We start from the raw sequence: 12498 nt of genomic DNA, 5'->3' as shown, positions 1-12498 counted from the left end.
GGCCGGAACCGCTCGCGGCCCGAGCGGGGGAGCTATTGGCCCGGCGCGAGTACGCGACGGCGACGCGATGGACAAAGCGACGCTCCGAACGACGGTGTGGGACGACCTCGAATCGTCGGGCGCGGCCCGGTTCCCCTTCCCGCCGCACGGCCGCATCCCGAACTTTGCCGACGCGACGGCGGCCGCCGAGCGACTCGCGGCGACGCCCGAGTGGGCCGCCGCCGACGCGGTGAAGGCCAACCCGGACGCCCCGCAACTCCCCGTCAGGCGGCGGGCGCTCCGCGAGGGCAAGACCGTCTACATGGCCGTCCCGCGACTCCGCGACGAGGAGTGCTTCTACGAACTCGACCCCGCGCGCATCGACGACGAACACCTCGACAGCGCGCCGACCGTCTCGCACGTCGAGACCTACGCCGACACGGTCGGTCCCGACGCCCTGCCGCCCATCGACCTCGTCGTCTCGGGGTCGGTCGCCGTCTCCGAGGCGGGCGCTCGCGTCGGGAAGGGCGAGGGGTTCAGCGACCTCGAATACGCGGTGTTGCGGGGGCTGGGAGCCGTCACCGCGGAGACGACCGTGGCGACGACGGTCCACGAGCGACAGGTCCGCGACGACCTGCCCGAGCCGGACGCCCACGACGTGCCGATGGACCTCGTCGTCACCCCCGAGCGGCTGGTCCGAACCGAGACCCCGTATCCGCGGCCCGAGGGAATCGACTGGGACGCGCTCCCCGACGAGCGCCTCGACGAGATGCCCGTCCTCCGGCGGTTGCGCGACGAGTCGGGCGCGGTGGGCGAGTAGCCGAGCCCCTGCTTATTTCACCGCCCGGGCCGACGTGAGGCCGTGCGACTCGTACAGGTGTTGGTGCCGACCGGCAAGCGCGAGGCCGTCCTGCGGACGCTCGACGAGGAGGGCGTCGACTACGCCGTCTCCGAGGAGACCTCCGGGCGCGGCTTCGTCGCCGTCGTCACCTTCCCGGTCCCAAAGGAGGCCGTCGAACCGGTGTTGGCTCGGCTCCGCGAAGCGGGCGTCGAGCGCGACGCCTACACCGTCGTCGTCGCGGCCGAGACGGTCGCCTCGAAGCGGTTCGACCAACTGCGCGAGCAGTACGAGGAAGACGACGAGAACGGCGACCGCATCGCCCGCGAGGAGCTGGCCTCGAAGGCCGCCGACCTCGCGCCGTCGGTGTCGACGTACGTGCTCATGACGGTCATCTCGGCGCTCGTCGCCACCGCGGGCCTGCTTCTGGACTCGCCGGCCGTGGTCGTCGGCTCGATGGTCATCGCCCCGCTCGTCGGCCCCGCGATGTCCGCGAGCGTCGGCACCGTCGTCGACGACGACGAGATGTTCGCCCGCGGGGTTCGCCTGCAAGCGCTCGGCGGCCTCCTCGCGGTCGGCGCGGCCGCCGCCTTCGCCTTCCTGCTCAAACAGACCGGGGCGGTCCCGCTGTCCCCCGCGGAGGTGCTGTCGATTCCCGAGGTGGACGAGCGCCTCGCGCCCGACGTGCTGTCGCTCGTCATCGCGCTCGGCGCGGGGGCGGCGGGCGCGATTTCGCTCTCCTCGGGCGTCTCGACCGCGCTCGTCGGCGTCATGATAGCCGCCGCGTTGGTCCCGCCGACCGCCGTCGTCGGCATCGGCATCGCGTGGGGCGCGCCCGAGGCCGTCGTCGGGTCGGCCATCCTCGTCCTCGTCAACATCCTTTCGGTCAACTTCGTCGCCATCGGCGTCCTCTGGCGACAGGGCTACCGCCCCGAGCGCTGGATTCGTCGCGACGAGGCCCGCCGGGCCGCCCTGTTCCGCATCGCCGTCATCGGGGTCGGCCTGCTCGTCCTCTCGTCGTTCCTCGGCGCGGTTACCTACACGACCTACCGGAACGCCGACTTCCAGTCGGAGGCGCACGACGCCATCGAAGACGCGCTTTCGGACACCGACGCCCGCCTGCTGTCGATGGAGCTGCGGTACGACAGCGGGCCGCTGCAAGAGCCGGAGGGTATCGTCGTGACCGTCGGCTACGACCCGGCCTCCGACCCGCCGATGGTCGAACGCGAACTCACGAGGCGGGTGAACGCCGTCGCCCCCGAACCGCTGTCGCCGTGGGGGGCGAGCGAAATCGACGTCGAAGTGCGCTACGTCGCCGTCGTGGAGTAGTTCGCTGCGGGGGGTTGGCACCCGTTTCGAAGGCTACAATCGCTCTTTGTCTCTAGCGCGGCTTGAATAGCTGAACCGACGTACGAGAGGTATGCAACGACGCACGATTGCTCCGATATTCCTCGTCGGCCTCGTCCTCCTCGCGGGCTGCCTCTCGGCACCCTTGCAGACGACGGCCGACGGGGGCGCAGACGGGATAAACGCGACGAACGCGACGACCATCTCCACGACCGGCACCGGCGAAGTGACCGCCGACGCCGACCTCGCCGTGGTTTCCATCGCCGTGACGACCACCGCGGACTCGGCCGACGAGGCCCGCGGCACCGTCGCCGACGACGTGGCCGCCGTCCGCGCCGCCCTCACCGACGCCGGCATCGCCGAGGACGCCGTCCAGACGACCAGCTTCAACATCTACCCCGAGTACGATTACAGCGGTCAGGAACGCGAACTCCTCGGCTACCGCGCCGCCCACACCCTCCGCGTCGAGGTCGCCCCCGACCGCGCCGGCGAAGTCATCGACCTCGCGGTCGGTGCCGGTGCCAGCGAAATCCGCGGCGTCGCCTTCACGCTCACCGACGAGAAGCGCGCCGAACTCCGCGAAGAGGCCCTGAACCGCGCCGTCGACTCCGCGAAGGCCGACGCCGACGCGGTCGCCAGCGCCTCGGGCCTGACCGTCGCGGGCGTCCACACCGCCACCGTCGGCGGGGGCGCCTCGCCCGGCCCGTACCCGGTCGCCTACGCCGAGGACGCCGCCCGCGGCTCCTCCGGGTCGACCGAACTCTCGCCCGGCCCCGTGACCGTCTCTGCGACCGTCCAGATGGTCTACGAAGCCGAATCGGAATAGGAACCCGCCCCCGCTGACCGAACCCGCGGTTCTCGGGTTGAACTGCCCCACGTCCCTCTTCTCAGAGACTCACCCCGTAGCCGCGGCTCTCTCGTCGAAGTGCTGCGACGAGACGAAAGTGACGGTGCCCAAAACTCCGCGTCGATTCACTTACTCGTTGCGCGACGGCGGGATGTCGGGTTCGAACCCGATGGCCTCGACCGCGGCGTCGAGGACGGCCTCGACGTTCTCGCCCGTCTCGACGCTCATGTAGATGTCGGCGTCCATGTCGGTCGAGCGGTCGCTCTTGTTACAGACGGTGAGGACGGGGATGTCTCGCTCCTCGAAGCGCGCTTTCACGGCGTCGCGGAGTTCGAGCTGCGACTCGATGGGGTAGCCGCACGCCCCGCTGGCGTCGGCGACGAAGAGGACGGCGTCCGCGAGGTGTTCGAGGGCGCTCACGGCCTGTCGCTCGATGTCGTTGCGCTCGTCTTCGGGACGGTCGAGCAGCCCCGGCGTGTCGATAATCTGGTAGCGGATGCGGTCGCGGTCGAAGTGCCCGATTTGGACGCCCTTCGTCGTGAAGGGGTAGCGGGCGATTTCGTTCGACGCGCGGGTCACGTCGTTGACGAACGAGGACTTGCCGACGTTCGGGTAGCCGGCGACGACGATTGCCGGCTCGTCCGGGCGGATGTCGGGGAGGTCCTTCAGGGCGTCGCGCGCCTCGCCGATGCGGAGCAGGTCGTCTTCGACCTCCTCGACGACGCTCGCCATGCGGGCGAACGCCTGCTTTCGGTGCTTGCGCGCGAGGTCCGCGTCGGTCTTGCGGAGCTTCGGCTGGTACTCGCGGGCGATGTTGTCGACCTGCCGGGAGGCCCACATCACTTCCGAGAGGCTCTTTCGGACCTCGTCGACGTCGACGATGGCGTCGGCGAGTTCGTAGTAGAAGGGGTCGACCGTCTCGAAGTCGGGCCACTCGACGACGACGTTCTCGAGGTTGTCCGAGAGGATGTTCGACGCCGTCTGGAGCATCGACTGCTGAGCCTCCAACTTGTTCTGCTTCGCTCGCCCCGTGCGCGCGGCCCGCGAGAAGGCCTTGTCGATGAGTTCGTCCGACCGGGGCGTGGTCGGGAGAGACTCGAAAATCATTGCAGTCCGCTACATGGCCGAGCCGTAAAAGCGCGTCCGTTTGGGGCTCGGCGCTTCGAGCGGGGGATTCGCCGTGCAGGTCTCCCGCACGGTTCGACCGGAAGCGAAGGGGTCGCAGGGGGTCGGCGCGGGGACGCGGGGACGCGAACGGGCGCGGCCGGACGCCCCACCCCACCCCACCCGGGCCGCCACGAAGTTCTTGCCCGCCCGCGGCCTACCTCGACGCATGACTGACTGGAAAGCTGTCGCCATCGGCTTCGTCGTCATCGTCGTCGTCGGCACGGGCGGGCTGGCGCTCCCCGTCGTCGGCCAAATCGGCGCGGGGCTGCTCGGCGGCTTCGCGGCGGGCTATCTCGCGGGCGGCACGCCCGGTAACGGCGCGTGGAACGGCCTCGTCGCGGGCTCCATCTCGGGCATCGTCGTCACGCTCTTCGCGGCGCTCCTCGGGAGTTTGCTCGGACTCGCCGGCGGGCCGCTGGGCGGCCTCCTCGGCGGCGTCGGCGTCCTCGTCGCGGGCGTCGTACTGACGCTCATCTTCGCCATCGACAGCGCCATCGCCGGGGCCGTCGGCGCGTGGGTGAAGGGCTGAGGCTGAGCTGAATCTGAGGCGGCGGTTGGAGGGCGTCGCAACGGGCTACTCGCCGCGTTCGAGGTACTCCCGCTGAATCTCGACGACCTCGGTCGAGTCCGCACACGCCGCGTACCGGCGCAGCGGCTCCTCGTTGAGTTCCAGGAACGTGTGGCCCCAGTTGAACTTCGAGAGCGCGTCTTCGGCCCGCTTTTTCTCCCCGAAGATGACGAGCGCGGCGGCTATCGCCTCGACGGTCGTCAGCTGCATCGGGCGGCCGAAGTTCACGGGGTTGGCGGCGACGAGATACGGGAGCGCGCGGTGCTCGCCGGGGAGCGAGAACATGGCCTCGCCGGCCGACTCCCACGAGCAATCGAGCGCGACGAGCGCGCCGGTGTCGGCGTCGGCGGGGGACAGCGCCCTGTCAGCGTGCGGGTTGAGCACGACGCCGTAGGGAGTCTCGCGGTCGGAGCCGTGGAGGACGGCCATGTCGAAGCGTTCGAGCTTCTTCGCCGTGCACTTCTTCGGGTCGTCGTCGCCCTCGTATCGAACGTGCAGGTCCACAGCCGCGGTACGCGGCTGGCGGAGAAAAGCGTCCCGAACGCGGTGTCGGCCGGGGCGTTCGACGGCAACACCGACAGGGCCGGCAGCGCCGGCGTCGGATTCTTCCCGCCCGCCGACGAAGAAAGCGCGTGCACCCCGACGCGACGTATCTGGCCCGGCAGTACTACACGGCGCTCGACCACCACGGATACGACATGCTTCGGAACCTCCTCGAACCGGAGTTCGTCCAGCACCGCGGCGACATGACGCTCTCGGGGCGCGAGGAGTTCGTCACGTTCATGCGGGACGACCGGCCGCAGAAGGACACGCGACACGTCATCGAACGCTACATCCAGTCGAAGTCCGACGACGAAATCGTCGTCCGCGGCCACCTCGAAGACGGCGATGGCGACGAGCTGTTCGTCTTTCTCGACCGGTTTCGAGCGCGCGACGGGAAGCTCTCGGAGCTGAAGACGTTCGTCAAATCCTCGACGGCGAACTGACGGGGCGTCGCTGGAAATCGGAGTACTGGGGTCGCGGCGCGTCAGACGCTCAGTCTTTCTTGCCAGCGCCGACCGCGGCCTCGCCGACGGGCTCGTGACCCTCGATGACCTCGCGGCCGCCCATGTAGGGCTGGAGGGGTTCGGGCACGTCGACCGTGCCGTCCTCGTTTTGGTAGTATTCGAGCAGCGCGACCATCACGCGGCCGACGGCCGTGCCCGAGGCGTTGAGCGTGTGGAGGTACTCCGCCGACTCGTGGCGCTCGGGGCGGTAGCGGAGGCCCGCGCGGCGCGCCTGGAAGTCCTCGAAGTTCGAGGCCGACGACACTTCCAGCCAGCGGCCGCCCTGTTCGGGGGCGTCCTCGGACTCCGTGCCGGGGGCCCACACTTCGAGGTCGTAGGTCTTCGCCGACGCGAAGGTGAGGTCGCCGGTGCAAAGCGAGAGGACGCGGTACGGAAGGCCGAGTCGGTCGAGCACTTCGGCGGCCTCGTCGACGAGCGCTTCGAGCCGGTCGTACGACTCGTCGGGTTCGACGAAGTTGACGAGTTCGACCTTGTTGAACTGGTGGACGCGGACGATGCCGCGGGTCTCGGTGCCGTGTTCGCCCGCCTCGCGCCGGAAGTTCGGCGTGTACGCCTGATGTTTCAGCGGGAGGTCGTCCTTCAGGAGAATCTCGTCGCGGTACATGTTCGTCACCGGCACCTCCGCGGTGGGACAGAGCCACAGGTCGTCGTCGTCGTAGTTCTCGGTCTCCGCGCCGCCGATGCGGTAGGCGTCCTCCGCGAACTTCGGGAGCTGGCCGGTGCCCTCCATCGAGGTGGTCTTGACCGGAATCGGCGGGAACAGGTCGACGTACTCCTGTTCGCGGTGCACGTCGAGCATGAACTGCACGAGCGCGTGTTCGAGCATCGCGCCCTCGCCTTTCAGGAAGTAGAAGCCCGCGCCGGTGGTCTTGGCCGCGCGACCCTCGTCGATGATGTCGAGTTCCTCGCCGAGGTCGTAGTGCGGCGTCACCTCGTCGGGGAGCTCGCGCAGGTCGTCGAAGCCGACGCGGCGGACCTCCTCGTTGTCGTCCTCGTCGGCGCCGACGGGGACCGACTCGTGGGGGAGGTTCGGCAGCTCCATGAGCGCCTCGTCGAGTTCCGCTTCGAGCTCGTCGGCGCGGGCTTCGAGCTCCTGGAGCTCCTCTTTGAGTTCGCCCGAGCGGTCGATGGCTTCCTGCGCCTCCTCGTCTTTGCCCTCCTGTTTCAGCTGGCCGATCTGCTGGCTGACCTCGTTGCGCTCGTGGCGGAGGTCGTCGCCCTCGGCCTTCAGCGAGCGCCACTCGTCGTACACGTCGAGGACGCGGTCGATGTCCACGTCCTCCATGTTTCGGGCGGCGAGCGCGTCGCGAACTCGCTCCGGTTCGTCGCGGAGTAGTTGCCTGTCAATCATTGGGCTGTGATTTCCGGGCGGGCGGGAAAATCGTATCGCATCGCTGAGGAACGGGGGCGAGCACGCGGCGGGCGAACGCGAGGAATCCGCGCCGAATGCGCGCGACGAAACGGCGTCGGCGGAACGCCCCGACACCGCGGTGAGAGCGGCCGCCGCGGTCGGAAGCCGACGGAGCGACTACCAGAGGAACGCCGGCCAGACGAACTGGAAGAGGAACCAGATGAGGATGGTCAGCACGCCGGTCATCACGACGTTGAGGACGGCCCCGGCCCGCATCATGTGGGACTGCTTGATGTGGCCGCTCCCGAAGACGATGGCGTTCGGGGGCGTCGCCACCGGCAGCGCGAACGCGAACGAGGCCGCGATGGCCCCGCTGACCGCGAGGAACACCGCCGCGGAGACCTCGGTGAGCCCGAGCGTCGCCGCGAAGACGCTCCCGATGCCGATGAGCACGGGGACGATGATGGTCGCCGTGGCGGTGTTCGAGGTCATCTCCGTGAGGAAGATGACGAGAAGCACGATAGCGCCGACGACGAGGACGATGGGCGCGCCGGTCAAGGAGCCGAAGACGGCCTCGGCGAGCCACCGCGTCGCGCCCGTGGAGGCGAACGCGTCGGCCAGCGAGATGCCGCCGCCGAAGAGGAGAATCGTCCCCCAGTCGATGTCGACCAGTTCGTCCCACTCCATCGTGTCCGCGAGGACGAGCGCCGGGATGGAGACCATCCCGACCATCACGTAGTACAGGAGGCCCTGATGGCCCTCGACGCCGAGGAGCGTCATGCCCTCGGCGGTGCCGAACAGGGTGTTGAACACCGGGTCCGAGAGGACGCCCTCGAACGCGAGGTCGAGGCCGCCGAGCACCCACAACCCGGCGGTGGCGGCGAAGATGTACGCGACCCGGCGGCCGCGGGTCGAGAGCGCGCCCTCGTCGGCGAGGTACTCGCGGGCCTGTTCGCGGGCTCCCTCCACGTCGTCGACCTCGGGCGGATAGAACCGGAACGTGAGGAGGTACCAGACGATGGGGAGGGTGATGGCGACGATTGGGAGGCCGACGAGGAGCCACTCCGCGAAGCCGATGTCGTAGCCGAGGAGCGCGTTGAGCTGGGTGGCGACGACCGCGTTCGGCGGCGTGCCGATGAGGGTTCCGACCCCGCCGACGCTCGCGGCGTAGGCGGTGCCGAGGAGCGTCGCTATCTGCATGTTCGAGAAGGAGCCCTCGGCGGCGTCGGCCTCGTAGACCTCCTCGCGGCCGAGCACCTGCGCGAGGACGCCGAGCGCGATGGGCGTCATCATCGCCGTCGTCGCGGTGTTCGAAACCCACATCGACAGGAACGCCGTGGCGAGCATGATAGCGAGGATGAGCCGCCGCGGCGACGACCCCATGACGGCCATGAGCCACAGCGCGATGCGGCGGTCGATGTTGTACTTCTGGAGCGCGTTCGCCAGCATGAAGCCGGCGATGAAGAGGAAGATGAGGTGGTCAGCGAAGCCCGCCAGCGCCGGGTCGATATCGCCGTAGACGCCGTAGGCCGTGAGCAACACCGGTATCGACAGCGCAGTCACCGCGAGAGGGAGCGCGCCGGACACCCAGAGGATGCCGGCGAACACCATCGTCGCTAATGCGTACTGTCCCCGCGTCGAGAGTCCCTCAAGCGACGGCCCGAAGGCCAGCGCGAGGGACGCGACGAGGGCGAGCGTGAAGACGGCGAATCGTCCGCGAGCAGTCTTTGTAACACCGCGTATCATTGATACACGGTATCTCTAACGATAGTCTTACTTAATTATTTTCAATACGGTAGCGAACGGCGGTATATCGGCGTCGACAGCCGCGTTCTCGACGGAATCGGCAGACGGAAGCGGGGATTTCGCGTCGCGCCCCGACGCGATTTAAAAGTGTTCGACGAGCGTGCGGACCTGTCCGTCGTCGAGTTCCGCGGCGTACAGCGAGAGCAGGGCGCGGCGGCGCGACCGCGAGAGGCCGCGGCTCCCGGATTCGAGCATGGAGACGTGCGCCTGCATGAGGTCGTCGACGGCGCGCTCGACGGCCCGCTGGTTGTAGCCGGCGGCGACTCTGAGCAGTCGCCACGCCATCGGGGAGATGTCCGTGATGTCGACGTCCGGGAGCGGGTCGCTGCCCTGTTCGGACATGGAGACGGCTTTGCGGTCGCCCGTAATCAACGTGGGGGGTCGGGGCGACCGAACGCTTTTCTTCCCCGGAGACGGCCGTCAACTATGGCTATTGGCGACGTCGAACCCGTCCCGGACAGCACGGACCTCTACTACGTCGACAGCGGGATGTACGAGGTGGAGAAGTACGGCTCGGTCTACCTCGTCGACGCCGAGAGGCCGGCGCTCGTCGACACCGGCATCGCCGCCGACCGGGAGGCGGTCTTCGGAATGCTCGACGAGGTCGGCGTCGACGACCTCGCGTACATCCTGCCGACGCACGTCCACCTCGACCACGCGGGCGGCGCGGGCTACCTCGCCGAGCGCTACCCCGACGCGACCGTCATGACCCACGAACTCGGTGCGCCGCACCTCGTTGACCCCTCGCGGCTCATCGAGGGCACGAAGGCGGCCGTCGAAGACCAGTGGCGGTTCTACGACGAACCGCTCCCCATCGAGGAAGACCGCGTCGAAGGCCTCACCGACGGCGACGAAATCGACCTCGGCGACCGGACGCTCACGGTCCACCACGCGCCCGGCCACGCGCCGCATCAGGTGATGTTCCACGACGACGGCGACGACGTGCTGTTCGTCGGCGACGCGCTCGGCATCTGGGAGCCGCGGTCGCGGACGCTCCGCCAGACCTCGCCGCCCTCGCAGTTCCACCTCCAGAAGGCGCTCGACGACGTGCGGACCATCGAGGACATCGACCCCGAGACGGTCTGTTTCGGCCACTTCGGCCCGAAGCCCTACGACGCCGACCTCGCCGAGGAGTACAAGCGCGTCCTCGTGGAGTGGGTCGAGGCCATCCGACAGAAGCGCGCGGAGCTCGGCGTCGACGAGGCCGTCATCGACCACTTCGTCGAACACACCCAGATGGACGAGGTGTGGGGCGAGCGGAAGGCCCGCGACGAAGAGCGCCTGAACACCCGCGGCGTGCTCGGCTACCTCGACTACATCGGCGACGACGAGTGACGCGAGCGGGTCGCAATCAGCGTTTCCCCGCGGTATCGCGGGCTTTCAACAGACCGAACGTACATAGTTTTAAATGGTGAATGACAACTAACAGGACATGGACTGGCGGGACGCGGAGGCGGCGTTCGACGACCCTGTCATCGAGCGGACGACCCTCCCACGGATGTTCGAAGCGAGCGCCTCGCGGAACGCCTCGCGGGTCGCGCAGCGATACAAAGGCGGCGTCTATCGGCGGTCGCTGGTCGCTGAGGGCGTCGTTCCGGCGGCCCCCGACGGCGACTACGCCGGCCTGACCTACGACGAGATGCGGGGCATCGTCCGCCGCCTCGCGGCAGGGTTCCGCGACCTCGGCATCGAGAGCGGCGACCGCGTCGGCGTCCTCTCGCACACGCGCATGGAGTGGGCGCAGACCGACTTCGCGGTCCTCGGCGCGGGCGGCGTCGTCACCACGGTGTACACCTCGTCGTCGGAGCGACAGACGCAGTACTTGCTCTCCGACCCGGGCGCGGACGCCGTCGTGGTCGAAAACGAGGCGCTACTGGAGCGCGTGCTCGCCGTCGAAGACGAGTTGGACCTGCGGTTTATCGTCGTCGTCGACGAGTACGACGGCCACGACGACCGCGAGGACGTGCTGACGCTCGGGGAACTGTATCGCCGCGGCGAGGAAGCGTACGACGAGGCGGCCTACGAATCGTGGCTGGACGAGCGCGACCCCGAGGACCTCGCCAGCCTCATCTACACCTCGGGGACGACCGGCCAGCCGAAGGGCGTCCGGCTCACTCACTGGAACTTCCGGTCGAACGTCAACGAGAGCTACCGACGCTTCGGCCCGCGCCCGGACAAAGGCGATACCCCGGTCATCGGTCCCGACGCGGTGGCGCTGTCGTTCCTGCCCCTCGCGCACGTCTTCGAGCGCATGGCCGGCCACTTCATGATGTTCGCGGCGGGCGCGACCGTCGCCTACGCCGAAAGTCCCGACACGCTCCGCGAGGACTTCCAACTCGTCCGGCCGACGGTCGGGACGAGCGTCCCTCGCGTGTACGAGAAGCTGTACGACGCGATTCGGGCGCAGGCCAGCGAGTCGCCGGCGAAAAAGCGCGTCTTCGAGTGGGCCGTCGGCGTCGGGCAGGCGTACCACACGACCGACGCGCCGGGCTACCTGCTCACCGCGAAACACCGCCTCGCCGACCGCCTCGTGTTCGGGCAGGTGCGCGACGCACTCGGCGGCAATCTCGACTTCTTCATCAGCGGCGGCGGGAGCCTCTCGGCCGAGCTGTGCGCGCTCTACCACGCGATGGGCCTGCCGATTTACGAGGGCTACGGCCTCACTGAGACCTCGCCGGTCGTCTCGGTCAACCCACCCGAAGCGCCGAAAATCGGCACCATCGGCTATCCGCTTCGGAACGTCGAGACGAAACTCGACACGACCGTCGTCGGCGACCAACTCGGCGAGGCGGGCGGCGAGGTGGGCGAACTGCTCGTCCGCGGGCCGAGCGTCACCGAGGGCTACTGGAACGACCCCGAGGAGACCGAGGCGGCGTTCGTCGAGGACGACGAGGGGAGACGCTGGTTCCGCACCGGCGACGTGGTCGAACGCCGGCCCGACGGCTACATCGCCTTCCGCGAGCGCGCCAAGCAGATTCTCGTCCTCTCGACGGGGAAGAACGTCGCGCCCGGCCCCATCGAGGACGCGTTCGCCTCCTCGCCGGTGGTCGAGCAGTGCATGGTCCTCGGCGACGGCCGCAAGTTCGTCTCGGCGCTCATCGTCCCGAGTTTCGACGGCCTGCGGGAGTGGGCCGCCGAGGAGGGCATCGACCTCCCGGACGACCCGAAGGCCGTCTGCCGCGACGACCGGGTGTACGAGCGCATCGAGGCCGAGGTGGACGCGGCCAACGAGAACTTCGAGTCCTACGAGCGAATCAAGCAGTTCCGCGTCGTTCCCGAGGAGTTCTCGGAGGGCAACGACCTGATGACGCCGACGATGAAGAAAAAGCGCCGGAACATCCTCGACCGCTACGCCGACGAGGTGTCTCTCATCTACGACGAGGACCGCGGGACCGAGGAGCGACGGAGTCGCGAGCGGGATGCGACCCAGTGAAATCTGACAGCCTAAACTTTTTCGAGCGTTTTGCGGGCATACGTATCCACAAGGCCGCGGAAATACCGCCCGAGATGTATGGTTTTATCTTCCGT

The 12498-nt window shown here is 68.6% G+C and carries 12 protein-coding genes; 7 read left to right on the top strand and 5 right to left on the bottom strand.

The genetic code is table 11. The features are described from left to right. Nucleotides 1-67 precede the first annotated feature (67 nt). The 3 genes from E4P24_RS09830 to E4P24_RS09820 all read left to right on the top strand — a co-directional run bounded on the left by E4P24_RS09830 (nucleotide 68) and on the right by E4P24_RS09820 (nucleotide 2990). Complete coding sequence (locus E4P24_RS09830; protein WP_004062972.1) at nucleotides 68-799, top strand: 5-formyltetrahydrofolate cyclo-ligase; 732 nt, start codon at nucleotides 68-70, stop codon at nucleotides 797-799. A 42-nt stretch (nucleotides 800-841) separates the two neighbouring features. After that, nucleotides 842-2146 (top strand): TIGR00341 family protein, encoded by a 1305-nt coding sequence (locus E4P24_RS09825; protein WP_115861196.1) that lies wholly within the window; start codon nucleotides 842-844, stop codon nucleotides 2144-2146. Between the two features lie 91 nt (nucleotides 2147-2237). Further along, nucleotides 2238-2990: an SIMPL domain-containing protein gene (locus tag E4P24_RS09820; protein WP_188148424.1), complete on the top strand. Its 753-nt coding sequence runs from the start codon at nucleotides 2238-2240 to the stop codon at nucleotides 2988-2990. A gap of 150 nt (nucleotides 2991-3140) precedes the next feature. Here E4P24_RS09820 and E4P24_RS09815 read toward each other — a convergent pair whose 3' ends face one another. Then, the gene (locus tag E4P24_RS09815; protein ID WP_004041804.1) at nucleotides 3141-4118 is read right to left on the bottom strand and encodes an NOG1 family protein; all 978 of its coding nucleotides are present in this window, start codon (nucleotides 4116-4118) and stop codon (nucleotides 3141-3143) included. A gap of 226 nt (nucleotides 4119-4344) precedes the next feature. Between E4P24_RS09815 and E4P24_RS09810 the strand changes: the two genes are divergently transcribed. Beyond that, nucleotides 4345-4707: a DUF5518 domain-containing protein gene (locus E4P24_RS09810; RefSeq protein ID WP_188148423.1), complete on the top strand. Its 363-nt coding sequence runs from the start codon at nucleotides 4345-4347 to the stop codon at nucleotides 4705-4707. Nucleotides 4708-4752: 45 nt separating this feature from the next. On the opposite strand, the gene E4P24_RS09805 is transcribed toward E4P24_RS09810, so the two are convergent. After that, nucleotides 4753-5250: a DUF367 family protein gene (locus E4P24_RS09805; RefSeq protein WP_115803248.1), complete on the bottom strand. Its 498-nt coding sequence runs from the start codon at nucleotides 5248-5250 to the stop codon at nucleotides 4753-4755. A 128-nt stretch (nucleotides 5251-5378) separates the two neighbouring features. Between E4P24_RS09805 and E4P24_RS09800 the strand changes: the two genes are divergently transcribed. Continuing rightward, nucleotides 5379-5732: a nuclear transport factor 2 family protein gene (locus E4P24_RS09800; RefSeq protein ID WP_004041801.1), complete on the top strand. Its 354-nt coding sequence runs from the start codon at nucleotides 5379-5381 to the stop codon at nucleotides 5730-5732. Nucleotides 5733-5781: 49 nt separating this feature from the next. Here the strand turns inward: E4P24_RS09800 and serS are convergent, their stop codons facing one another. From serS to E4P24_RS09785, 3 genes are all read right to left on the bottom strand, one after another. After that, nucleotides 5782-7164: a serine--tRNA ligase gene (gene serS / locus E4P24_RS09795; RefSeq protein WP_008608299.1), complete on the bottom strand. Its 1383-nt coding sequence runs from the start codon at nucleotides 7162-7164 to the stop codon at nucleotides 5782-5784. Between the two features lie 177 nt (nucleotides 7165-7341). Continuing rightward, a complete protein-coding gene (locus E4P24_RS09790) occupies nucleotides 7342-8910 on the bottom strand; it encodes a DASS family sodium-coupled anion symporter (protein ID WP_004062977.1) in 1569 nt (522 codons plus the stop codon). A 141-nt stretch (nucleotides 8911-9051) separates the two neighbouring features. After that, a complete protein-coding gene (locus E4P24_RS09785) occupies nucleotides 9052-9312 on the bottom strand; it encodes a hypothetical protein (RefSeq protein ID WP_049896232.1) in 261 nt (86 codons plus the stop codon). A gap of 84 nt (nucleotides 9313-9396) precedes the next feature. On the opposite strand from E4P24_RS09785, the gene E4P24_RS09780 reads away from it, so the two are divergent. Both E4P24_RS09780 and E4P24_RS09775 read left to right on the top strand, forming a co-directional pair. Continuing rightward, complete coding sequence (locus E4P24_RS09780; protein ID WP_006601120.1) at nucleotides 9397-10305, top strand: MBL fold metallo-hydrolase; 909 nt, start codon at nucleotides 9397-9399, stop codon at nucleotides 10303-10305. 97 nt (nucleotides 10306-10402) lie between these two features. Continuing rightward, on the top strand, nucleotides 10403-12403 hold the full coding sequence (locus E4P24_RS09775; RefSeq protein ID WP_188148422.1) for a long-chain fatty acid--CoA ligase: 2001 nt from the start codon (nucleotides 10403-10405) through the stop codon (nucleotides 12401-12403). The last annotated feature ends 95 nt before the right edge of the window (nucleotides 12404-12498 follow it).

The sequence above is a fragment of the Haloferax sp. AS1 genome (assembly GCF_014530665.1).
In the GTDB taxonomy this organism is placed as follows: domain Archaea; phylum Halobacteriota; class Halobacteria; order Halobacteriales; family Haloferacaceae; genus Haloferax; species Haloferax volcanii.
Note: the sequence above shows the minus strand (reverse complement) of the source record. Positions and strands in the feature narration are given on the sequence as shown.

Excerpts from the sequence above, each read along its gene's own strand:
- E4P24_RS09775 (WP_188148422.1), top strand. The coding sequence starts at position 10,403 with ATGGACTGGCGGGACGCGGAGGCGGCGTTCGACGACCCTGTCATCGAG.
- E4P24_RS09815 (WP_004041804.1), bottom strand. The coding sequence starts at position 4,118 with ATGATTTTCGAGTCTCTCCCGACCACGCCCCGGTCGGACGAACTCATC.
- E4P24_RS09785 (WP_049896232.1), bottom strand. The coding sequence starts at position 9,312 with ATGTCCGAACAGGGCAGCGACCCGCTCCCGGACGTCGACATCACGGAC.
- E4P24_RS09790 (WP_004062977.1), bottom strand. The coding sequence starts at position 8,910 with ATGATACGCGGTGTTACAAAGACTGCTCGCGGACGATTCGCCGTCTTC.
- E4P24_RS09820 (WP_188148424.1), top strand. The coding sequence starts at position 2,238 with ATGCAACGACGCACGATTGCTCCGATATTCCTCGTCGGCCTCGTCCTC.
- E4P24_RS09780 (WP_006601120.1), top strand. The coding sequence starts at position 9,397 with ATGGCTATTGGCGACGTCGAACCCGTCCCGGACAGCACGGACCTCTAC.
- E4P24_RS09810 (WP_188148423.1), top strand. The coding sequence starts at position 4,345 with ATGACTGACTGGAAAGCTGTCGCCATCGGCTTCGTCGTCATCGTCGTC.
- E4P24_RS09830 (WP_004062972.1), top strand. The coding sequence starts at position 68 with ATGGACAAAGCGACGCTCCGAACGACGGTGTGGGACGACCTCGAATCG.
- serS (WP_008608299.1), bottom strand. The coding sequence starts at position 7,164 with ATGATTGACAGGCAACTACTCCGCGACGAACCGGAGCGAGTTCGCGAC.